This window comes from Amycolatopsis orientalis DSM 43388 (genome assembly GCF_000411975.1).
Lineage (GTDB): Bacteria > Actinomycetota > Actinomycetes > Mycobacteriales > Pseudonocardiaceae > Amycolatopsis > Amycolatopsis orientalis_D.
Genome location: NZ_ASXG01000078.1, coordinates 45,292 through 67,202 on the forward strand (window position 1 = coordinate 45,292; position 21,911 = coordinate 67,202).

Genomic DNA, 21,911 nt, shown 5'->3' on the forward strand with positions numbered 1-21,911 from the left:
CGATGACCGCGCAGACGCTGGTCCTCCTGCACGGGGTGGGACTCGACCACACCGTGTGGGAGCCGGCGGCCGCACTGCTCGGCGACCGTTTCCGGATCGTCGCGCCGGACCTGCCCGGACACGGCTCGCGCGAGCCGGTCGCCGACGGCACCACGCTGGCCGATCTCGCCGCCGGGGTCGCCGCCGAGATCCCGGCGGGCTCGCACCTGGTGGGGTTTTCCCTCGGCGCGCTCGTGGCACAGCATCTGGCCGTGTACCGCCCGGACCTCGTCGCGACCCTGGCCTCCGTCAGTTCGGTATGCCGGCGCACCGACGCGGAACGAGCGGCGGTGCTGCGCCGCCTCGCCACCGCCGAGACGGATCCGGAGGCCAGCACCGCCGCGTCGCTGCACCGCTGGTTCGACGGCACGGACGTGCCCGAGGACCTGATCCGCGAAACCGAGGCCACGCTGTCGGCCAACGACCCGGACAGCTTCGTCCGCTGCTACCGCGTGTTCGCGACCGGCGACGCCGACATCGGACCGCACCTCGGGGAAATCCGGGCGCCCTCCCTCGCGGTCACCGGCGAACTCGACCCCGGCTCGACCCCGGACATGGCCCGCCGCCTCGCCGAGGCGATCCCGGACTGCACCGCGGAGGTGATCGCCGGCGCCCGGCACCTGCTCCCCGTCCAGAAACCACGCGAACTCGTCACCTGCTTGTCCGCATTCATCGGAAGGTACGCCCATGCCTGAGCTGCACCGGCTGCATCATTTCATCGGAGGCAAGCCGACCCCGCCGGACTCGGGCGAGTATTTCGCGAGCATCAACCCCGCCACCGGCGAGGCCCTTTACGACGCCGCCCGCGGCAACCACCGCGACATCGACGCCGCCGTCCGGGCCGCCCGCGAGGCGTTCGACGATCCGCACTGGCAAGCGCTGAGCCAGACCCGCCGCGGGCGCCTGCTGCGGCGGCTCGGCGACCTCATCGCCGAGAACGCCGAGGAACTCGCCCGCTCGGAAAGCCTCGACAACGGGAAACTCCTGCGCGAAATGCGCGGTCAGCTCGCGACTCTGCCCGAGTACTACCACTATTACGCCGGCCTCGCCGACAAGATCCAGGGCGACGTGATCCCCGCCTCCGACCGGCGCGTCCTCAACTACACGGTCCGGGAACCGCTGGGCGTCGTCGGCGCGATCACCCCGTGGAACTCCCCGCTCACCCTGACCAGCAGCAAAATCGCACCGGCCCTGTGCACCGGCAACACCGTGGTGATCAAGCCGTCCGAACACACCTCGGCGACGGTGCTGCGGCTGGCCGAACTGGCCGTCGAGGCAGGTTTCCCGCCCGGAGCGGTCAACGTCGTCACCGGGTTCGGCAGCGAAGCCGGGCAGCCGCTCGTCGACCATCCCGGGCTCGCGAAAATCTCGTTCACCGGCAGCACCGCGACCGGATCCCGGATCGCCTCGGCGGCGGCGGGCCGGTTCATCGGCTCGACGCTCGAACTCGGCGGGAAATCGCCCAACATCGTCTTCTCCGACGCCGACGTGGCGAACGCCGCGACGGGCGTGGTCGCCGGGATTTTCGCGGCCGCGGGGCAGACCTGCATCGCGGGCAGCCGGGTGTTCGCGCAGCGCGCGGTGTACGACGAACTGCTCGAACGGGTCAGCGAACGAGCCCGCACGATTCGCATCGGCGATCCCCTCGCCGACGACACCGAACTCGGCCCGCTCGCGTTCGCGGAGCAGCGAGACAAGGTCGCGTCCTATGTGGACCTTGCCCGGAACGAGGGCGCGCGGGTCCTGGCCGGCGGACGGGCCGTCGACGGCGGACTCGGCGGCTGCTTTTACGAACCCACCGTGCTCGTCGACGTCCACAATGGAATGCGGGCTGTGCGCGAGGAGATCTTCGGCCCCGTCGCCGCGATCATGCCGTTCGACACCGAAGACGAGGTCGTGGCTCTCGCCAACGACACCGAGTACGGGCTCGCCGCCGGAGTGTGGACGACGAATCTCGCCCGCGCTCACCGGATGGCGTCGCGCCTGGACGCAGGCACGGTCTGGGTGAACACCTACCGCGCCATGTCGCCGATGTCTCCCCGGCAGGGTTTCAAGAGCAGCGGCGCCGGCGTCGAGCACGGCACCGAAACCATCAAGGAATACACCAGGCTCAAGAGCGTCTGGATCAACACCGACGAAGGTCCGGTCCCCGACCCGTTCGTGATGCGGAGCTGATGTGCCGAACGTCGAAATCAGTCTCGCCCAGGGGCGTTCGGAACAGCAGATCCGCGACCTGATCGCCGCCGTGCACGAGGCGGTCCTCCGCACGGCCGGCGCCCGGCCCGAGCACATCCGCGTCCTCGTCCGCGAAATCCCCCCGGCCCACTGGGCCACCGGGAACCAGACCATCGCCGAGACGAGGACCGGCCGATCCAAGGAGCAGTCATGAGGTTCTCCCTCTTCGTCCACATGGAACGCTGGGACGAGCAGACCACCCACCGCGAGCAGTTCGAAAACATCGCCGAGCTCGCGCTCATGGCCGAAGCAGGCGGGTTCGGCACCGTGTGGGTCGGCGAACACCACGCGATGGAATACACCATCGCGCCCAGCCCGATGCCCATCCTCGCCTACCTCGCCGCCAAGACCAGCACGATCCGGCTCGGCGCGGGCACCATCATCGCCCCGTTCTGGAACCCCATCCGCGCCGCGGGCGAAACCGCCCTGCTCGACGTGATCAGCAACGGCCGCATGGAGGTCGGCGTCGCCCGCGGCGCCTACCAGATCGAATTCGACCGCCTCGCCCCGGGAGTGAAAGCCACCGACGGCGGAAAGCACCTGCGGGAGCTGGTGCCCGCGGTCCGCGCGCTCTGGCAAGGCGACTACGCCCACGACGGAGAGATCTGGCAGTTCCCCGCCTCGACCAGCGTGCCCAAACCCGTCCAGCAGCCGACCCCGCCGATGTGGATCGCCGCCCGCGACCCGGCCTCGCATGACTTCGCCGTCGAACAAGGCTGCAACGTCATGGTCACCCCGCTGATGAAGGGCGACGAGGAAGTCGCCGATCTCAAGCAGAAGTTCGACACCGCCGTCGCCAACCACCCCGAAGTGCCGCAGCCCGAAATCATGGTCCTGCGCCACACCTACGCCCACTCGCCCGACGACCCCGACGGCTGGCGACCCGCCGCCGCGGCCATCTCCCGCTTCTACCGCACCTTCGACGCCTGGTTCGGCAACAAGACCGCTCCCGTCAACGGATTCCTGGAGCCCAGTCCGGAATCGAAGTTCGCCGACCGCCCCGAGTTCGCACTCGACTCCCTGCACCGGACCGCGATGATCGGCACCCCCGACGAAATCATCGCCCGTCTCAAGGAATACGAGGCCATGGGCATCGACGAGTTCAGCTACTGGACCGACAACAGCATGAGCCACGAAGAGAAGAAGGATTCCCTCGCGCGCTTCATCAAGGATGTCGTCCCGCATTTCTCCTGAGCCCGACGTACTCGCCGGCTCTGTCGCATCAGCGCGTTTCAGCGCGGCACCGGTTCGCGGTGACCGCCAACAGCATCAGCCGATGGCAGTCACCGTGAACCGGGGTCAGCGGCGTCGTCGATCAGCTCCCGAACGGAGCGAAACTCCGCGGACGGCCACGTGAATGCCCTCCTTGGCACTCATCGGCGCCCCGGCGGACTCGATAGCCACCTTGCGCGTCGGCAGCGAAGCTCGGTCCGAGGACGACAGTCTCCTGACCCCGTGTCGGTGAAGTAGCGCAATCCCGATATGCCGTGGAAAGTGCGACCTTCAGCCCGGCGGTGCCGTCCGAGCACGCCTCGCCTGCGCTCCTGGAAAACCAACGCGGTGCATTGGCCCAGCGCCTTGGTCCCGAAGTCTGCTTCCGCACGAAGGTTCCAGGGCGGGCGGGCCGGCCGCGGGTGGTTCTGGCCGCCCGCCCCGGAATTCTCGGGGCTCCGCTCACCCTCCCGGGCCTGTCCCGCCCTCGGCGCGAGCGCGGCACATGGGCCGGACGGTCAGTGCAGGAATCCGTCGACCAGGGCGAAGGTGGCGTCGGTGGCTTCGACCTGCGGGATGTGCCCCGCGCCGGGCACGAGCGCGACCTTGCTTCCGGTGATCCGGGCGGCGAATTCGTCGGCGTAGACGGCCGGGACCAGTTTGTCTTGCTCGCCCCAGATGATCTGAGTGGGCGCCGTGATCCGGTGCAGCCGCCGTTCCAGTCCCTGGTCGGGGATGGGCCAGACGAACTTGCCGGTGCAGCCGAGCGCCCAGACCAGGCCCGCACCCGCGGCGATTGCTTCCTCCGGGTCTTCGGGCGGGGTCAGCATCGCTTTCGCGGCGTCGCCTTCCGGGTCGGCGAACAGCAGTTCCGGGAGCGCGGCGGGCGGGGCGGCGATCCAGTTCGCGACCGGGTGCTCGTCGCGCCAGAGGCCGATCGGGTCGAGCAGCACCAGCCGGGAGAACCGGTCGGGGTAGGCGGCGGCCAGTTCCGCCGCGAGCATTCCGCCGAAGGACTGTCCGATGAGGACCGGCGTGCCGATGTCCAGTTTCCGGATCGCCTCCTCGTAGATGAGCACGACCTGCCACAGGTCGTCGACCTTGTGGACGGCATAGGGATCGGCGGGCGAGGTGCCCGGGAATTCGGGGGCGTAGATCGTGAAGTCCTGGGCGAGGCGGTCCAGGAACGGGTCCCAGGCCAGCCCGGCGGCCGGGTGCAGGTAGACCAGGCCGGGGCCTTGGCCGGCGACTTTGACCCGAAGCTGGATCTCGCCGCCCCAGACGTCGACGGTTTTCTCGGTGAAGTCGAGGGTGCTGGTCATGCGAGGGCTCCTGTCAGACGGGCGGAATCGGCCAGCGGCGTGCCGCCGAGTCGTTCGGGCCACCAGTGGTGCGGGTAGCGCTCGTCGGTCCACAGCTGCTGCAGCCGCGGCATGACGGCGCTGGCGAACAGGTCGATGTTGTCCTTGGCCAGTTCGTGCGGCATCGAGCCGAACTGCAGCATCGCGTGCAGGTTGCCGATGCGGTACTCGCGGGCGTAGGCGAGCAGCTGTTCGGCGACGGTGTCCGGGGAACCGCAGATGACCGAGCCGGCGTCGACCAGTTCGGCGAAGGTCGCGGTGCGCATCTTGCTGTAGATGCCGAAGTCGCCGGGGTCGCGCATGATCGCTTCGACGCCGCGGATGTCGATGCCGCCGGGCAGTGCGAGGCGCTCCATCGGGATGGAACCGATGCCTTTCTGGAAGAAGTACTCGGCGTGCTTGGCGAAGCGCGCTTCGGCTTTCGCGTCGGTGTCGGCGACGCAGATCGTCTGCATGAAGCCGAGCCGGTACGGGTTGGCGTCCTTGCCGAGCCGGTCGGCGATTTCCCAGAACCGGTCGAAGATCCGCCGGCCGGTGACCTTCAGGCCGAACCAGCCGAAGTAGTTGAATCCGAATTCGCGCTCGAGCGTCATCTGCATGGTGCGCGGGTTGCCGATGCCGGTGATCCACACCGGCGGGTGCGGGGCCTGCTGCAGCGGCCGCGGCCAGATGTTGACGGCGGGGTACTGGCCGAATTTGCCGTTCCACGGGAAAGCGTCGCCGCGGTGGGTCCATGCTTTCAGCACCAGTTCGAGGTTTTCGTCGAACCGCTGCCGGGTCTGCGCGGGCGGGACGCCGTTGTTGAGGTTGGCGTCGTAGGCGAGGCCGACGGGGAATCCGCTGACCAGCCGGCCATTCGAGAGGCAGTCGATCATCGCCAGTTCTTCGGCGGCGCGCAGCGGTTCCCGGCTCTTGCCCAGCGACCGGCCCACCGGGTAGATCGCGGTGTCGAGGTTTTCGACCTCGGTGGCGTAGGCGAGGGCGGACTCGATGATGTCCGGGTTGGGCGCCATGTCGTAGGAACTCTGGCCGTGCTCGGTGACCGCCAGCCCGTCGAATCCCGCGCGGGCGGCGTGCATCAGCTCGTCCATCGCCTCGCGGAACGCCGCGGCGACGTGCTGCGGCTCGGTGACTTCGTGATACGGAGTGGTGATGACGGATTCGAAGCGCTGCTCGAAGTCGTCGGGCAGGTGCCGGTAGGGAACCTGTTGGAAGTACGTGACTTTCACGGTGTTCTCCAGTTCTTTCGAAGCTCAGATGTCCAGCGGCTCGCCGCTGTTTCCCGCGTCGGACAAGGCATGCAGCTCATGCACCCGGCCGACCCACTCGCCGGCAGGCCGCCCGTCGAAGGTCACTGTGCGCGGCAGCCGCAGCAGTTTGAGGCCGGAACGGCGGAATTCGCCGCGGTGGAAGATCAGCGGTTCCAGCCGGCGCGCGTCGTGGCATTCGACCTCGCCGAGCACCAGCACGTGGTCGCCGCCGTCGTAGGTGCGCCACGGCCGGCACTGCAGCCACGCCGCCGATCCGGTCAGCCGCGGCGGGCCGGATGCGGGCTCGTGCCAGCCAATCGGGCCGTCCTTGGGTTTTCCGGCGAAGTGCAGGGCGACGTCGAGCTGGTTGGCGGCGAGGACGTTGACGGTGAACTCGTTGTCCGCCAGGCCCGCGCACGCCTTGGCCCCGCGCGCCACGGAAACGAGCACCAACGGCGGATCCATCGAAACCGACGTGAACGAGTTCATGGTCGCGCCTCGAGGCCGGCCGTCGGCGTCGCGGTACGTGACCACCGTGACGCCGGTGGAGAATTCGCCCAGGACCGTGCGCAGTCTCTGGGGGTTCAACGGTGTGCTCATGGCGGTCATGGCAGTTCTCCTGTCCCCCGGGTCAGGTGACGACGTTGAGGAAGTCGGGGTCGAGTTCGCGGTGGGTGTAGTTGATCCCCCTCGCGGCGTTGTCCATCGTCCAGGTGATCGTGCGGAAGTCCGGGCCGGTGCGGTAGCCGCCCGCGAAGACCTCGTTGCGGTTGCCGGACGGGTCGAAGAAGTAGATCGTTTCGCCGCGGGTGATGCCGTGCCGGGCCGGGCCGAAGTCCACGGGCACGTCGTGCATCGAGAACAGGTCCCCGGCGCGCAGCAGGGTGCTCCAGTCGTCGACGTGGTACGCGAAGTGGTGCAGTTTTCCCTGCTCCCCCTTGACGAACGCGATGTCGTGGGGCTGTTCTCCGCAGAACATCCACGAGCCGACCAGCTGGTCGTCGTCCTCGCCGCCGACCAGCCGTTCCGCGGCCCGGAATCCGAGCACCTCGGAGAAGAACCGTTCCAGCAGCGCCGGATCTTCGGTCGTGATCAGCGTGTGGTCCAGCCGCGGCACGCCGAGGCCGCGCAATCCCGAACGCGGCCAGGGATCGGGATTCCAGTTCCCGGTCGCGTTTCCGAGGTATTCGACGTCGCTGTACAGCTCGAGAGTGTGTTCCGAAGGCAAGGTCAAACGCAGGCCGTCGCCGACGCCCTCGTTGTCCCCCTTGCTCATTCGTTCCACCCGGACGCCGAACGCCGCCGCCCGGCGCTCGAATTCGTCGAGGTCGCCGGATTTCTCGACCTTGTAGCCCAGCTTGACCAAGCCGACGCCGCCTTCCTCGAGCACGACCGAATGGTGGTCGTGCTCGTCCCAGGACTTGAGGTAGAGCCGCCCGTCCTGGTCGGCGACCTGGTCCATGCCGAGCGTCTCGCGGTAATGCTCGGCCGAGCCCGCCAGATCGGTGACTCGCACGTGGACGTACCCGAGTCTGATCACACCCATGTTCGCTCCCGGTTTCAGCTGGCGGGCCGGAAAGTTCCGAAGACCCGCGTCAAAGTGTCCTTTTCGGACAGTCGAATGACGACCTCGCCGTCCGGGCACGCCCGGCAGGGCAGGCATGTGCCCGCGGCGCGCTCTTCCGCGCTCAGCACGGACTCCGCGATCGGGACGGGATAGCCGACCTGCCCCTCGACCAGATCGGCCTTGCAGGCCCGGCAGCCGCCTCGCCGGCAGCAGTAGCGCGTCCGGTACCCGTGCCTGCGGACCGCGTCGACGATCGTTTCTCCGGCGCGGACGGTGAGCCGCACGCCGGCGGGAAGAATCCGCACCGCGCCGGAAACCTCAGGTTGGCCGTTCATCGGCACCGCCGCCTCGTCGTCGAGTCGATTCGTTCGCGCTGTCCGACGGACTGTAAGCGGGTCCCGGACCCGGTTCGATCCGCTGCGCGCGAAGCCCATCCGGTTCGCGCAAGCATTTGTGCCGAAGAGCACGCAACCCGTTGCCCGGTGGTTCCCGCGCGTGTCAGATTCGCGGCAGTCGACCACTTGGCGAAAGGGAATCGCGATGACCGGAGAATCACCCGAAATCGGCCTGACGATCGACGTCCGCGGCGTCGCCACGAACTACCACGACCAAGGATCCGGCGATCCGGTGCTGCTGATCCACGGCTCCGGCCCCGGCGTCTCCGCGTGGGCGAACTGGCGGCTAGTCCTCCCCGAACTCGCGAAGCGGCACCGCGTGCTCGCCCCGGACGTCCTCGGCTTCGGCTACACCGAACGACCCGAAGCGGCCGGCTACGACGCCGAGAGCTGGCTGGACCATCTGGTCGGCTTCCTCGACGCGCTCGGCCTCGACCGGGTGTCGGTGGTCGGCAACAGCTTCGGCGGCTCGCTGGCGCTGCGGCTGGCCACCCGGTATCCGGACCGCGTGCACCGGCTCGTGCTGATGGGCAGCGTCGGCGTGCATTTCCCGATCACCCCGGGACTGGAGGCGGTCTGGGGTTTCGAGCCGTCCGTGGAGAACATGCGCCGCCTGCTCGACGTGTTCGCCCACGACCCGCGGTACGCCACCGACGAACTCGCCGAACTCCGCTACCGCGCCGCGACCCGGCCGGGCGTGCACGAAGCGTACGCGGCCATGTTCCCGCCGCCGCGCCAGGACAAGGTCGCGGCCATGGCCGTCCCGGAGGACGCCATCGCCGCGCTCCCGCACGAAACGCTCCTCGTGCACGGCCGCGACGACCAGGTCATCCCGCCCGCCACCAGCCACCGGCTGCTGGACCTGATCCCGAACAGCCAGCTGCACGTGTTCGCCCGCTGCGGGCACTGGGTCCAGATCGAACACGCCGCCGCCTTCGCCGCGCTTGCGGACGCCTTCCTCTCCGGGGCACTCTGAACCCCGCCCCGCCACCACGTGGACAACGACGACTGCGTCAGGTGAGCACCATGACCGCGACACCGAACCGGCCGCTGCCCGGCCCCTCGCCGAGATGGTCGACCGACGTCGTGCGCACCGCGGACCGGGACGAAGCCCAGCAGGAGATCTCGCAGGTCTTCAGCCCGCATACCCTCGAGGTCGTCGGCCCGGGGCAGGACCTCGACGTCGCGCTCCGGGCGCGCCGCACCGACTCGATCACCGTGGCCGACATCCGGCACGGCGCCGAGGTCGTCGTCCGCCCGGGCCGGCTGCACTCCTACTACGAGATCAACGTCCCGCTCCGCGGCCACACCCGCTCGCAATGCGGACCCGACGAAATCGAGTCCGGAGCCGGACGCGCGGCGGTGCTCACCCCCACCGAGGAATCGAGCATGCACTGGAGCGCCGACTGCGCCCAGCTCGCGGTGAAGGTCAGCCGGCACGTGGTCGAGCGCACCGTCGAAGCGGCGCTCGGCTGCCCGCCGGACGAAGCGGTGCACTTCGCCGTCGGATTCGACCTCACCGGCTCCCCCGGCCGCAACTGGCTCCGGGCGGTGCTGCTCCTGCGCGACGCCGTCGACTCCGGCGCCCCCGACCTCGTCCTGCGCCCGCTGGAGGAGCTGGTCGTCGGCCAACTGCTCGCCGCCCAGCCCAACAACTTCTCCGACCGCCTGCTCCACGACGCCGCCCGCCCCGCCCGGCCCCGCATGCTCTCGCGCGTCATCGACGTGATCGACGCCGACCCGGCCGCCCCGCACACCGTCGCCGACCTCGCCCGGATCGCCGGAACCAGCGTCCGGTCCCTGCAGGGCGCCTTCTCCGAACACCTCGGGCTCACCCCGACGGAATACCTCCGCCGGGTACGGCTCGCCCGAGCCCACCAAGACCTGCAAAACGCATCACCCGGCGACGGACTCTCGGTCGCCGACATCGCCTTCCGCTGGGGATTCGGGCACGTGCCCCGTTTCGCCGCCGCTTACCGGGAACGCTACGGGCAGCTTCCTTCGCACACGCTGCGCAGCTAGGCCTGGGGGCAGCCCGGTCTCCGATTCTCGCGTCATCGAGTCGACCGCCAGCTTCTGAGCGTCCTCCCGTCCGAGCTTTCGCAGGCACAGCCACGGGTGCGGCCCAAACGGCACAGTGCTAGTGCTTGGCGCGGTCTGCTGTCGTCACGCCAGTAAACCGCGTAATCAGTGATCGCACCGGCCCGCAGCGCTTGGCTACTTGAGGGGTTCGCGCGGGCCGTTCGGGTCCGCGGGGTTGAGGCAACTGCTGAGCGGTTCGACGAGCGAGCAAGCGCCTGGCTGGCGTTTGAGCCGGTAGTCGCCGGGTGCGCCGCCTTGGGCGGTGATCTCCGTGTACGCGGTGACGGCGTCAGTCGGGGTCGGAGTGAGAGTGGGGTCGGTAAGGACGTCGATGGTGTAGAGCCCGAACCGGGGCCGGTAGCTGCCCCATTCGTAGTTGTCGGTGAGGCTCCAGTAGTTGTAGCCGATCACGTTCATGCCGTCCGCTTTGGCGCGTTGGACCCAATAGACGGTGTCGCGCAGGTTGTCGGCGCGGGCGTAGTCGGCGTCGCGGGGTTTTCCGTTGTCGGTCGGCATGCCGTTTTCCACGACGTACAGCGGCAGCTCGGGGAATCGGTTGTGGTATTCGCGCAGTGCGTAGTAGATGCCTTCCGGCTGGAGCTTGACCTTCCAGAATTCTCCGGAGGCCGCGGAAATGGCGGAAAGGTTGTCCAGGCTCAGTCCGTAATAGTAGTCGATGCCGACGTAGTCGATTTTGTCTTTGACGTGGTCGAGGAAAGCGAAGTCGGTCAACGCGTTGAAGCCGCTGATGAAGGCCTGGTTGGAGGTGACCTTCGCCCGGGGATCGAGCTGATGGATCAGGTCATAGGCGCGCCGGTGCGCGGTGATCACGTTCGCGTCGGCCCAGGGAAGCTGCCAGGCCTGGATGGCGCCGACTTTGATTTCGTCCTGCAGCAAGACCACCGGCTCGTTGAAGGTGATCCACAGGATGTTGCGGTCGCGGTAGCGCTGCACGATGTGCCGCGTGTAGTCGAGGAAGGCGCTGATGGTTTCGCCGGACGCCCAGCTTCCCTGGTCGGTGACCCAGCCGGGTTCGGTGAAGTGGTTGAGAGTGATCATCGGGGTCATGCCGGCGTCGGTGACGTGTTTGATGACATCGTCGTAATAGGCCAGTTCCGCGGTGTCCCACACCCCGGGTTTCGGTTCGACCCTCGCCCATTCGATGCCGAGCCGGAAGGTGTTCACTCCGAGGTTCTTGGCGAGCTGGATATAGCTGGGATAGCGGTGCCGGAAATCGACGGCGTTGCCGTACGGGTCGATGTTGTTCTTGCCGGCGTTGGCGTCGACGTAGCGTTTCCAGTTGCTGTCCGGGGCATCGCCCTCGCTTTGAAAACCGGAGGTCGCCACGCCCCAGTAGAACGAGCGCGCCCATCCGCTTTCGTCAGCCGCGGCCGTCGGAGCGATCGCCGCGAGCGGGGTGGCGGCGAGGACGATCGCCAGGAGGGCTTGCCGGATGCGTGAGGCCATGTCAGTTCCCGTCTTGTCGCGCGGTCGCGGGGCAGCGGATCGGCTGGGAGTGGGCAGGATCGAGTGCGTTGAGCACCCAGGAAATCGCGATCGGGTCTTGCGGAAAGGTCGCGTGTTCGGTGGTGGCTGCCGGGCAGTAATCCTGGACGAAGTGATTGCGCACGCCGGGTTCGCGGATGAACGACGCGGTGCCGGCCGGAGTGACAGTGGTGTCGGCGCGCGTGGCGAGCACGGAGTACCGCACGCCGGACCGCGTGATCGGCCCGGCATTGAGCGCGCGCACGAATTGCGAGCCCTGTTCCATGTCCGCGCAGGCCGGGCAGGCGGTCAGGTACATGCCGAGATCGACCAGCGGGCGCAGCACGACCGACGTATCGGCGAAGGTGACCAGCCCGTTCAGCGTGGTGCCGTGGGTGACCGGGGCGAGCAAGGCTTCGGCGTGCACCCGGCCGGGATACTGCTGGGCGTAGTACTCCGCGATCATCCCGCCCTGGGAATGGCCGACGAGGTCCACAGCGGAAGCGCCCGTCGCCGCGCGCACTCGGTCGATGAACACGGCGACCTGCCGGGCCGAGCGCGCGACCGGCCCCATGGCGTTGACCTGGTAAGCGGTGAACCAGTCAGCGCCGTAATTCACCGCGAATACGCAGTACCCTCGCGCGGCGAGCGGTGGTTCGAGATCGCGCCAGGCGGCCGTGCTGTCGGCGGTTCCGTGCAGCAGCACCACCGGGTACGGATGCGCGTCCGATGGACGGCAGGACCAGTCGTCGGCCGCCGACGCGGCGCCGGGTGCCGCCACGCTCAGGGCCGCGATCAGCAGCAGCACCAGCACCGTCAGGCTCGTTCGCATGATCCCGTCCCTCACATTCGCGCGGGTATTCAGATACACCCATGCATGTGAGTACTATTCATGTACTACCGTGGCGGTGTCAACATCCACAGAGAGGCGATCGTGGCTCGACTGACCCGGGCGGAGAGCGCGGCACGCACCCGCCAACTGTTGCTGGACGCCGCAGAGAAGGTGTTCGCGGACCGAGGATTCACCGACGCGACCCTCGACCAGATCGCCGATGAAGCCGGCTTCACGCGGGGCGCGGTGTACGCCAACTACGCCAACAAGGCCGAGCTCTTCCTCGCCCTGCTCGACCGATGGCTCGCCGACGACATCGCCGAAGGCCGCGATCTCCGGGACCGGCACGGCACGCCCGAAGCCACCATCGAGGCGCTCCGCGGCCACGGCGGCAACCGATTCGCCGACCGGCGACGGTACCTCCTGATCACCGAGTTCCGGCTCTACGCACTGCGCCACCCCGACATCGCCGACCGGCTCCGCGAATACGAAAAGGCCTCCCGGCAGTGGTACCGCACCGCCGTTGCCGAAGCCTTCGAGCAAGCCGGGCTCACTCCGCCCGCCCCGGCCGACACCATCGCGCTCATGGTCCTCGCGCTGGAGAACGGCATCGCCACCCTCTCGCACGCCGACCCCGAGGCTATCCCCCAGCATTCCTTTCTGGACGGTCTGCAGCTCCTCACCGAGGCACTCACCGCCCTCGCCAAGACCCGAGAGGCGGAAAACCCGCAGGGAGAACGGAAGCGGTCCAGGCGACGCCGGAGCGCTCCGGAGAGCTGATCGGGCGTACCGCGCCCGGCGAGGCAGACCCGGGCGGCCAGTCCGGCTGCCGGACAGCGGCGGCAGGCTCTGCGAATGCTCTGCGGAAACCCTTGTACCGCACCGAATGCGCCAGCGACGAGGACCTCGGGTGCCCGGCACGCCGGACCGATCACGGCGTCAGCCCGCCCGGCGGCAGGCACCGCAACCACCCCACGCAAACCGTCCCACCGCACCAGCGACGAGGACCCCCGGACCGGCCGGCGTCAGCCCGCCCGGCGGTAGGCGCCCGGAGTGCTTCCGGTCCAGCGGCGGAACGCCCGGGAAAACGCGCTGACTTCGGAGAAACCGAGCCGGGCGGCGAGCTCCGCGGTCGATTCTCCGCCCTGCACCAGGCTCGCGATCGCGGTGTCGCGGCGGAGGTCCTCGGTGAGGCGGCGCACCGACGTTCCTTCGTCGGCGAGTTTGCGCCGCACCGTTTCCTGGCTCATCGCCAGCCTTCGCGCGATCTCCTCGGCGGAGGGCCAGACGCCGGTCGTCAGCCCCGGTTCCAGCAGCCGGCGGACCTGTTCGGCCAGGGTGACCGTGTAGCGCGGCGCGGACAGCAGGTCCCGCGGCGAGCGGGCCACCAGCTCGTCGACGTCGCGCTCGTGCCGCAGCACCGGCGACGACAGGAGCGCGCTGTCGAACACGATGCCCGGCGAGGACGCGCCGAACCGGATCGGCACCCCGAAAAGCGCTTCCGCGGACGGCCGGGGATCGCGTCCGCCGGAAGGCAGCTCGACGCGCTCCAGCGGCATCGGCCGCTTCACCAGCCAGGCCAGCACCCGGTGCGCGGCGGAGAGGCCGACCAGCGTCAGCACGGCGTCCGGGTCGACCCGCGCGGGCGGCGGGGCGGAGAGCCCGACCCGCGTGGTGTCCGGCCCGATCTCGACGCGGAGCGTCAAAGCCGGCAACGCGCCGAGAAAACCTTGCAGCCGTTCCAGCGCCTCGCGCAGGTCGGCGGCGCCGATCAGGCCGTAGACGAGCAGGCGGAACGACCCGCGGGGCAGCGGATGCGTGCCCAGGCCGAGGAGTTCGTCGCCGGTTTCCCGCCACAGCTTCTGGACCAGGCGGACGAGCTGGTCCTCGGTCACCCGCGCCTGGTCCTGGCCGAGCAGCAGCGGGGAGACGCCCACTTCGGCCAGCATCCGGTCGATGTCCCAGCCGCGGGCACGCGCGAACGCCACCGCGGCTTGCACCAGGTCGATCGGCAACGTGCGGGGACTCACGGCTCGTGACGTTATCAGCCGGCGCTGTGGATTTCGGTCAACGAAGCCGTGGGCCGCGGTCATCGGCCGCGGCCGCCGCGACTCGTAGCGTCGGAGCAGACGGCAGGGACAAGGAGTCGAAACGTGAGCAACAGGGTCTTCGTAATCGGCGTCGGCATGACGAAGTTCGAAAAGCCCGGCCGCCGGGAAAACTGGGACTACCCGCAGATGGCGAAGGAAGCGGGCGCCAAAGCGCTCGCCGACGCGGCCGTCGGCTACGAGCAGATCGAGCAGGCGTTCGTCGGCTACGTCTACGGGGAGAGCTGTTCCGGCCACCGGGCGGTCTACGAACTGGGTCTCACCGGCATCCCGATCTTCAACGTCAACAGCAACTGCTCCACCGGATCGAGCGCCCTTTACCTCGCGGCCAACGCGGTGCGCACCGGGCAAAGCGACCTGACGCTGGCGCTGGGCTTCGAAAAGATGCAGCCGGGCTCGCTCGGGGTCACTTTCGAGGACCGGGAACAGCCCAACGGCAACCACTTCCAGCTGCTGGCGGAGATTTCCGAGGTGAAATTCCCGCCCGCGCCGTGGATGTTCGGCGCGGCGGGCCGGGAGCACATGCGCGAGCACGGCACCACCCTCGAGCACTTCGCCAAGATCGGGCAGAAGAACCACCGGCACTCGGTCAACAACCCGTACGCGCAGTTCCAGGATTCCTACACCTTGCAGGAGATCATGGACTCGCCGATGATCTACGAGCCGCTGACGAAGCTGCAGTGCTCGCCGACCTCGGACGGGTCCGGTGCCGCGGTGCTCGCCAGCGAGTCCTTTGTGGAGCGGCACGGGCTCGCGGACCGGGCGGTGGAGATCGTCGCGCAAGCGGTGACCACCGACTACGCCTCGACGTTCGAAGCGCGCACCTGCAAACACCTGATCGGCCACGACATGAACGTCCAGGCGGCCCGGAAAGCCTACGACCAGGCGGGTCTCGGCCCGGAGGACATCCAGGTCATCGAACTGCACGACTGTTTCTCCGCGAACGAGCTGCTGCTCTACGAGGCGCTCGGGCTCTGCGGCGAAGGAGAAGCGGGCAAGCTGCTGGACAACGACGACACGACCTACGGCGGAAAGTGGGTCGTCAATCCTTCCGGCGGCCTGATCTCCAAGGGCCACCCGCTGGGCGCGACCGGCCTGGCCCAGTGCGCCGAGCTCACCTGGCAGCTGCGCGGCGACGCGGGCAAGCGGCAGGTGGACGGAGTACAGGCCGCCCTGCAGCACAACATCGGGATCGGCGGCACCGCCGTCGTGAGCATCTACCAGCGCGCCGTGCGCTGAACCGGAAAACCCACCGAAAAGGAGAAGCATCATGGGACACACCAGCGCGACCAAGGAACTGCCGGTTTCGCCGGACAAGGCGTGGGAGGTCCTCTCCGACACGTCCACCTGGGAGAACTGGCTGACGATCCACGGCGGCTGGCTGTCGGAGCCGCCCGCCCAGCTCGCCCCGGGCACGAAGCTGGTGCAGAAGGTCGTCATGCTCGGCATGGCGAACAAGATCGAGTGGACCGTCGAATCCATCGAGGAAGGCAAGCAGGCGACCATTTCCGGCGTCGGCATGGCCGGGGTGACCTGCCAGTTCGTCTTCGCGCTGGAGGCCGCCGGCTCCGGCTCCCTCGTCAGCATCGACGCCGACTTCTCCGGATCGCTGGTCGTGGGCGCGCTCGGCAAGGCGGTGGAGAAGGACGCGAACAAGAACCTGGTCACGAGCCTGGACAAGCTCGCGACCTTCGCGGCCGCCTGAGGCGGCGGTCATGACTGACGATCTTTCGTTCGACGACAGCGCGATCGGCGTCTGGACCGACCCGGTGCCCTTCGAGGTGACCGCGGACCGGATCGCGGCCTACGCGGCGGCGACCAACGACCCGATCGAGGACCATCGCAAAGGCACTGTCGCACCGCCGGTGTTCGCGATCGTCCCGGTGTTCGAATCGATGCTGGAGCCGGTGGTCGACGTGGTCCCCACATCGCTGTTCGGCCTGGTGGTGCACGGCGAGCAGGACTTCGTCGTGCACCGCGCGATCCGGCCCGGCGACGTGCTGAGCTCGCGGGCCTGCGTGATCGGGTACGAAGGCCTCTCCAACGGCACGCGGCTGACGATCCGGCTCGAGTGCCGGGACGACACCGACGCCCTGGTCAACGAGCAGTACGTCACGTGTTTCATCCGCGGCCACGACGCCGGGCGCAAGGTCGGGGAAGCGGGTCCGCCGCACAAGCTCGACCCGGCCCTTCGCGAGCAGGCCGCCGTCGCCACCGTCGAGGCGCACGTGGACGACGACCAGACCTTCCGGTATTCGGAGGCCTCCGGCGACCCGATGCCGATCCACCTCGACGAGCAGGTCGCCAAGGATTCGGGACTGCCGGGGATCATCGCGCACGGGCTGTGCACGATGGCGATGGCTTCCTGGGGCGTGCTCTCCGCGGTCGGCGAGTCCGACGTGACGCGGCTGCGGCGGCTGGCGGTCCGCTTCTCGAAGATGGTCTTCCCGGGCCAGGACCTCGCCACCCGCGTGTGGCGCACCGGCACCGCGAACGGCGCCACGACCTACGCGTTCGAAACGACCGCCGGCGACACGATCGTGCTCACCGACGGCCTCGCCGAAATCGCCGACTGATCCACCTTTTTCCAAGGAGTCGAACACATGGGACAGCTAGACGGACGCGTCGCGGTGATCACCGGCGCGGGCAGGGGCATCGGCCGCGAGCACGCGCTGCTGTTCGCCCGCGAGGGCGCGAGTGTCGTGGTCAACGACCTCGGCGGCGGCAACGACGGCTCCGGCGCCGACGCCGGCCCCGCCCAGCAGGTGGTCGACGAAATCACCGCCGCGGGCGGCACCGCCGTGGCGAACACCGGCAACATCGCGACGTGGGACGGCGCGAAGGGCTTGGTCGACCAGGCAGTCGCCGAGTTCGGCAGGCTGGACGTGGTGGTCAACAACGCGGGCATCCTGCGGGACGGGTTCATTCCCGGGTTCACCGAAGAGCAGTGGGATTCCGTGCTCACCGTGCACCTTCGCGGGCATTTCGCCGTGCTGCACCACGCGTCGACGTACTGGAAGGAGCGCAGCAAAGCCGGGGAGCAGCCGGTGGCGTCGGTGATCAACACGGCGTCGGGTTCCGGGCTGACACTGCCGAACGCCGGGCAGGCGAACTACGGCGCGGCCAAGGCCGCGATCGCGGCGCTGACTCTGATCGCCGCCGACGAACTCGCGCGTTACGGCGTCCGGGTCAACGCGATCGCGCCGGTCGCGCGCACCCGGCTGACCGAAGCCACCCCGGGCTTCGGCGACGTCATGCGCTCGACGATCGAGGAGGGGGTCGTCGACGCCTTCCACCCGGCCAACATCTCCCCTCTCGTGGCCTACCTCGCCACCGAGAAGTGCCCGATCACCGGCCGCGTCTACGCGGTGCAGGGCGGATCCGTGCAGCGGCTGACCGGCTGGTCGGTCGACCGCACGGCCGAAACCGAGGACGCGTGGACGATCGACGGGATCCGCGACAGCGTCGAGGAATGGGGCTGAGCATGATCCGCTGGTCCGAATCCGATCTGGCCGTCCAGGAAGCGGTCCGCGAGTTCGTGGACAAGGAGATCCGGCCGAACACCGACGCTCTCGAATCCGGCGAACTGCCGCCGTACGAAACGATCCGGAAGCTGTTCGCCGCGTTCGGGGTGGACGCGATGGCCGCCGAAGGAGTGCAGAAACTGCTGTCCGCGGAGCGGGCGAAGGCCGCGGGCGAGGCCAAGCCGAAACGCGATGGCGGGGGCATGCCGCTGGACGGCGCGGAAAGCCTCGCCGCGATCGTGGTCAGCGAACTCGCCGGGGTCAGCCTGGGCTTGGTCGCCTCGGTCGGCGTTTCGCTCGGGCTCGCCGCGGCGACCATCGCCACCAAGGGCACCCTCGCGCAGAAGGAACGCTGGCTGCCGAAGCTGGCCACCTTCGAGCACATCGGCGCGTGGGCCATCACGGAACCGGATTCGGGTTCGGACGCCTTCGGCGGGATGAAAACCTCGGTCCGGCGGGACGGCGACGGGTTCGTCCTCAATGGACAGAAGACGTTCATCACCAACGGCCCGGACGCCGACGTGCTCGTGGTGTACGCCAAGCTCGACGAGGGCGACGGCACGCCGGTCCGGGACCGCACGGTGCTCCCGTTCGTGCTCGACAAGGGCATGCCGGGTTTGGTGCAGGGCAAGGCGTTCAAGAAGATGGGCATGATGTCCTCCCCCACCGGGGAACTGTTCTTCGACAACGTCCGCCTCGGCCGCGACCGGCTGCTCGGCGAGCGCGAACCGGACGGCCGCAGCGACAGCCGCGGCGCGGTCAAGGCCAGCTTCGCCGGCGAGCGGATGGGCGTGGCGGTGCTGGCGCTGGGCATCATCAACGAGTGCCAGCGGCTCTCGGTCGAGTACGCGAAGCAGCGCGAGCTGTGGGGCAAGCCGATCGCCGATTTCCAGCTCGTCCAGCTCAAGCTCGCGAAGATGGAGATCGCCCGGGTCAACGTGCAGAACATGGTCTTCCAGACCCTCGAGCACGTCCGGGAGAAGTCGCTGCCGTCGCTGGCCGAGGCCTCGGCGATGAAGCTGTACGCGTCGGAGGCGGCTACCGAGGTGGCGATGGAGGCGGTGCAACTGTTCGGCGGCAACGGGTACATGGCCGAATACCGCGTCGAACAGCTCGCCCGGGACGCCAAGTCGCTGATGATCTACGCCGGCAGCAACGAAATCCAGGTCACGCACATCGCGAAGGGCTTGCTCGGCCGGTGACCGGGCCGCGGCGGGAGGGGCACATCGTGCGCGAACCGGTCTGCTTCACCGACACCGGCGCCGGGGACTCGGCGGTCGTGCTGCTGCACGGATTCTCCGACAACCTGGCCACCTGGAACCGGATGGCGCCGAGGCTCGCGGAAGATCATCGCGTACTGGCGCTGGATCTTCCCGGTTTCGGTGGTTCGGCGCGCCGGGACGGCCCGCAGTTCGACGGCTATCTCGACGCGATCGACGAAGTCCTCGGCAAGGCCGGCGTCGACGGGCCGGTCAGCGTGGTCGGCAACTCCCTCGGCGCGATCACCGCGCTGCTGTACGCGCACCGGGCTCCGGAGCGCGTACAGCGGGTCGTGCTCATCGGGATGCCCGGGGTCGCGGGCATCCGGTGGTACTGGCAGGCGTTGACCGCCAGCCGCACGACCGCGGTGCTCGCGGCGTTGTCCCGGCGGCTGAGCCCGGCGTTGATCCGCGGAATCCTGGCGAGGGGGTACGGCGCGGTCGGATTCGGCCGGCGGCCGCTGCCTCCCGGCATCAGCGACAGCTACCTCGACGGGTTGGGCACGCCGGAGGCGCTGCTCGCCGAGCTGCACCGGACCGTCCGGTCGGTCGCGGAACTGCGGCTGCCCGAACTCGTCGAATCGGCCCCGGTTCCGGTGCTCGCGGTGTGGGGCCGCCACGACCTGCCGGCCCCGGCCCGGCACGCCCGGCTGCTGCGGATGCGACCGGGCTGCGAGGTGCGGATCATCCCGGGGTGCGGCCACCTGCCGCAGCTGCAGCGGCCGGGCGAGCTGCACGCCGTGGTGGCCCCGTTTCTCCGCTCTGGTTCCTGACCGTTTCCGGCTCTGCCGGAGAACCCCTCCGGCGACTGCGAGGAGATCTGCCGTGGACTTGGTTCGGAAGGTGTCCGGCACCGCGCGCCGGGCGTCGCTCGAGGCGCGCTCGCTCGCCGCCCTGGTCCGGGCTGGCGCGGTCGGATTCGACTCGCCAAGGAAGACAGGGCAAGTCGTGCGTGCCCTTCGGGAGTACGGCCCGTTCGGCGCGGCCCCTCGGGTCGCCGCGATCCGGCACGGCGGCCGCACGGCGATCCGCGACGACCGCGGGGTGCTCGCCTTCGACGAGCTGGACGAGCGAGTGAACCGGCTCGCCGGCGCGTTCCGGGCGCGGGGTTACGGGCCTGGTACGCGCCTGGCGATCCTGTGCCGCAACCACCGCGGCCCGCTGCTCGCCGCGTTCGCCGCCTCGCGCCTCGGCATGACCACCGTCTGGCTGAACACCGGGTTCTCTCCCCGCCAGGCCGGCGAGGTCACCGAACGCGAGGGCGCGGACGTACTGGTGTACGACGCGGACTTGGCCGAAGCCGCGGACGGCGTCAAGGTCGCTCGCGCGCGCTACGCGTGCCAGTTCGGCCCGGACGAAGCAGACGAGTTCGACGCCCTGCTGGCCGAGGGTGCCGCGACCGCCCCGCCGCCTCCCGCGAAGCCCGGCCGGGTCGTGCTGCTGACCAGCGGGACGACCGGGACGCCGAAGGGCGCGCCGCGGGCCGAACCGAAGTCGCTGAGCACCGCCGGCGCGCTGCTCGAGCGGATGCCGCTGCGGGCGCGCGAGACCACCCTGATCGGCCCGCCGCTCTTCCACGGCACCGGGCTGACCACGTCCTTGCTCTCGATCGCGCTGGGTTCCGAGATCGTGCTGCGGCGCAGCTTCGACGCCGCGCAGTTCCTTGCCGACAGCGAGGCGACCGGCGCGACTGCCTGGTGCGTCGTGCCGGTGATGCTCCAGCGGATGCTCGCGCTCGGCGAAGACGTTGTCCGGCAGCACGATCTCTCCGCGGTGCGCGTGGTGTTCTGCGCGGGCTCGCAGCTTTCCGCCGAGGTCTCGGGCAAGGTGACCGGGCTGCTGGGCGACGTGATCTACAACCTCTACGGCTCCACCGAATGCTCGGTCGCCACGCTCGCGACCCCGGAGGACGTGCGAGCAGCCCCGTCGTCGGTCGGCAAACCAGCGCTCGGATCGCGGGTGAAGCTCCTCGACGACCACGGGAAGGAAGTTCCGCGCGGGCGGACCGGGCGGATCTTCGTCGGCTCGACGCTGCCGTTCGACGGGTACACCGGCGGCGGGAGCAAGGAAACCGTCGACGGGCTCATCGCCACCGGCGACGTCGGCCATTTCGACGAGGCGGGCAGGCTCCACGTGGACGGCCGCGACGACGACATGATCGTGTCCGGCGGCGAAAACGTCTTCCCGCAGGAAATCGAAGAGCTGCTCGTCAGCCACCCGGCGATCGCGGACGCCGCGGCGGTCGGCGTGCCCGACGCGGAGTTCGGCGAGCGGCTCCGCGCGTTCGTGGTCCTCCGGCCTGGACACCGCCTGGCGGCCGACGCCGTCCAGGCGTATGTGAAAGACAATCTCGCCCGTTACAAAGTGCCCCGCGAGGTCGTTTTCCTGGCGGACCTGCCGCGCACTGCCACCGGCAAGATCATCAAGCGCGAGCTCGCCGCCCCTCCCGGGTGACGGAGCGGCTTCAGGTTGCAGCGGACAGCGGAGGCGGGCGAAGGTGGCCCTCGAGGACGATCCGGCACGGCGCGGAGCCGGCGGGTGTGACGTCGCGTAAGGAGACGG

Annotated in this window: 22 protein-coding genes; 14 read left to right on the plus strand and 8 right to left on the minus strand. The window is 69.2% G+C overall.

Annotated elements, in window-relative coordinates; all coding sequences use genetic code 11:
* Positions 1 to 2 precede the first annotated feature (2 nt).
* The 4 genes from L942_RS15350 to L942_RS15365 are packed head-to-tail and all read left to right on the plus strand — an operon-like array spanning position 3 to position 3,468.
* Entirely contained in the window at positions 3 to 734 is a 732-nt protein-coding gene (locus tag L942_RS15350; RefSeq protein ID WP_037360553.1) for an alpha/beta fold hydrolase, read from the plus strand.
* Positions 727 to 2,214 carry an aldehyde dehydrogenase gene (locus L942_RS15355; RefSeq protein ID WP_037360562.1) on the plus strand — a complete coding sequence of 496 codons (1,488 nt, stop codon included), beginning with the start codon at positions 727 to 729 and terminating at the stop codon, positions 2,212 to 2,214. The genes L942_RS15350 and L942_RS15355 overlap by 8 nt, the downstream gene beginning before the upstream one ends.
* Before the next feature lies 1 nt (position 2,215).
* On the plus strand, positions 2,216 to 2,428 hold the full coding sequence (locus L942_RS15360; RefSeq protein WP_037360564.1) for a tautomerase family protein: 213 nt from the start codon (positions 2,216 to 2,218) through the stop codon (positions 2,426 to 2,428).
* Positions 2,425 to 3,468, plus strand: a complete 1,044-nt coding sequence (locus tag L942_RS15365; protein ID WP_037360566.1) for an LLM class flavin-dependent oxidoreductase — start codon at positions 2,425 to 2,427, stop codon at positions 3,466 to 3,468. Before L942_RS15360 ends, L942_RS15365 begins: the two co-directional genes overlap by 4 nt.
* Positions 3,469 to 4,004: 536 nt before the next feature.
* Here the strand turns inward: L942_RS15365 and L942_RS15370 are convergent.
* From L942_RS15370 to L942_RS15390, 5 genes are read right to left on the minus strand one after another with little or no spacing between them, the layout of a single operon-like run.
* The gene (locus L942_RS15370; protein ID WP_037360569.1) at positions 4,005 to 4,808 is read right to left on the minus strand and encodes an alpha/beta fold hydrolase; all 804 of its coding nucleotides are present in this window, start codon (positions 4,806 to 4,808) and stop codon (positions 4,005 to 4,007) included.
* Positions 4,805 to 6,076, minus strand: a complete 1,272-nt coding sequence (locus tag L942_RS15375; RefSeq protein ID WP_037360573.1) for an LLM class flavin-dependent oxidoreductase — start codon at positions 6,074 to 6,076, stop codon at positions 4,805 to 4,807. The genes L942_RS15370 and L942_RS15375 overlap by 4 nt, the downstream gene beginning before the upstream one ends.
* 24 nt (positions 6,077 to 6,100) lie before the next feature.
* Positions 6,101 to 6,697: a flavin reductase family protein gene (locus L942_RS15380; RefSeq protein WP_200862823.1), complete on the minus strand. Its 597-nt coding sequence runs from the start codon at positions 6,695 to 6,697 to the stop codon at positions 6,101 to 6,103.
* Positions 6,698 to 6,728: 31 nt separating this feature from the next.
* On the minus strand, positions 6,729 to 7,643 hold the full coding sequence (locus L942_RS15385; protein ID WP_037360578.1) for a catechol 2,3-dioxygenase: 915 nt from the start codon (positions 7,641 to 7,643) through the stop codon (positions 6,729 to 6,731).
* A gap of 14 nt (positions 7,644 to 7,657) precedes the next feature.
* The gene (locus L942_RS15390) at positions 7,658 to 7,999 is read right to left on the minus strand and encodes a 2Fe-2S iron-sulfur cluster-binding protein (RefSeq protein WP_037360721.1); all 342 of its coding nucleotides are present in this window, start codon (positions 7,997 to 7,999) and stop codon (positions 7,658 to 7,660) included.
* A 205-nt stretch (positions 8,000 to 8,204) separates the two neighbouring features.
* On the opposite strand from L942_RS15390, the gene L942_RS15395 reads away from it, so the two are divergent.
* Together L942_RS15395 and L942_RS15400 are read left to right on the plus strand one after the other, a co-directional pair.
* Positions 8,205 to 9,035, plus strand: coding sequence for an alpha/beta fold hydrolase (locus tag L942_RS15395; RefSeq protein WP_037360581.1), 831 nt, complete (start codon positions 8,205 to 8,207; stop codon positions 9,033 to 9,035).
* A gap of 50 nt (positions 9,036 to 9,085) precedes the next feature.
* Positions 9,086 to 10,081, plus strand: coding sequence for an AraC family transcriptional regulator (locus tag L942_RS15400; protein ID WP_037360583.1), 996 nt, complete (start codon positions 9,086 to 9,088; stop codon positions 10,079 to 10,081).
* A gap of 195 nt (positions 10,082 to 10,276) precedes the next feature.
* On the opposite strand, the gene L942_RS15405 is transcribed toward L942_RS15400, so the two are convergent.
* Positions 10,277 to 11,608: a family 1 glycosylhydrolase gene (locus L942_RS15405; protein WP_081655078.1), complete on the minus strand. Its 1,332-nt coding sequence runs from the start codon at positions 11,606 to 11,608 to the stop codon at positions 10,277 to 10,279.
* 1 nt (position 11,609) lies between these two features.
* On the minus strand, positions 11,610 to 12,458 hold the full coding sequence (locus tag L942_RS15410) for an esterase/lipase family protein (RefSeq protein ID WP_037360585.1): 849 nt from the start codon (positions 12,456 to 12,458) through the stop codon (positions 11,610 to 11,612).
* Between the two features lie 102 nt (positions 12,459 to 12,560).
* Here L942_RS15410 and L942_RS15415 point away from each other — a divergent pair, with 102 nt between their 5' ends.
* On the plus strand, positions 12,561 to 13,238 hold the full coding sequence (locus L942_RS15415) for a TetR/AcrR family transcriptional regulator (RefSeq protein WP_158684473.1): 678 nt from the start codon (positions 12,561 to 12,563) through the stop codon (positions 13,236 to 13,238).
* A gap of 245 nt (positions 13,239 to 13,483) precedes the next feature.
* On the opposite strand, the gene L942_RS15420 is transcribed toward L942_RS15415, so the two are convergent.
* A complete protein-coding gene (locus tag L942_RS15420; protein WP_037360587.1) occupies positions 13,484 to 14,488 on the minus strand; it encodes an AraC family transcriptional regulator in 1,005 nt (334 codons plus the stop codon).
* A gap of 123 nt (positions 14,489 to 14,611) precedes the next feature.
* Here L942_RS15420 and L942_RS15425 point away from each other — a divergent pair, with 123 nt between their 5' ends.
* Genes L942_RS15425 through L942_RS15455 form a run of 7 tightly spaced genes read left to right on the plus strand, consistent with a single transcriptional unit; the run spans position 14,612 to position 21,803 of the window.
* Positions 14,612 to 15,805, plus strand: coding sequence for a lipid-transfer protein (locus L942_RS15425; protein WP_037360590.1), 1,194 nt, complete (start codon positions 14,612 to 14,614; stop codon positions 15,803 to 15,805).
* A 31-nt stretch (positions 15,806 to 15,836) separates the two neighbouring features.
* Positions 15,837 to 16,271, plus strand: coding sequence for a type II toxin-antitoxin system Rv0910 family toxin (locus tag L942_RS15430; RefSeq protein WP_037360593.1), 435 nt, complete (start codon positions 15,837 to 15,839; stop codon positions 16,269 to 16,271).
* A 10-nt stretch (positions 16,272 to 16,281) separates the two neighbouring features.
* Positions 16,282 to 17,142, plus strand: coding sequence for a MaoC/PaaZ C-terminal domain-containing protein (locus L942_RS15435; RefSeq protein ID WP_037360595.1), 861 nt, complete (start codon positions 16,282 to 16,284; stop codon positions 17,140 to 17,142).
* A 27-nt stretch (positions 17,143 to 17,169) separates the two neighbouring features.
* A complete protein-coding gene (locus L942_RS15440; protein ID WP_037360598.1) occupies positions 17,170 to 18,048 on the plus strand; it encodes an SDR family oxidoreductase in 879 nt (292 codons plus the stop codon).
* Entirely contained in the window at positions 18,039 to 19,292 is a 1,254-nt protein-coding gene (locus tag L942_RS15445; RefSeq protein WP_235079147.1) for an acyl-CoA dehydrogenase family protein, read from the plus strand. Before L942_RS15440 ends, L942_RS15445 begins: the two co-directional genes overlap by 10 nt.
* Positions 19,293 to 19,318: 26 nt before the next feature.
* On the plus strand, positions 19,319 to 20,122 hold the full coding sequence (locus L942_RS15450; RefSeq protein ID WP_158684474.1) for an alpha/beta fold hydrolase: 804 nt from the start codon (positions 19,319 to 19,321) through the stop codon (positions 20,120 to 20,122).
* A 52-nt stretch (positions 20,123 to 20,174) separates the two neighbouring features.
* Positions 20,175 to 21,803 (plus strand): AMP-binding protein, encoded by a 1,629-nt coding sequence (locus L942_RS15455; protein WP_037360604.1) that lies wholly within the window; start codon positions 20,175 to 20,177, stop codon positions 21,801 to 21,803.
* The last annotated feature ends 108 nt before the right edge of the window (positions 21,804 to 21,911 follow it).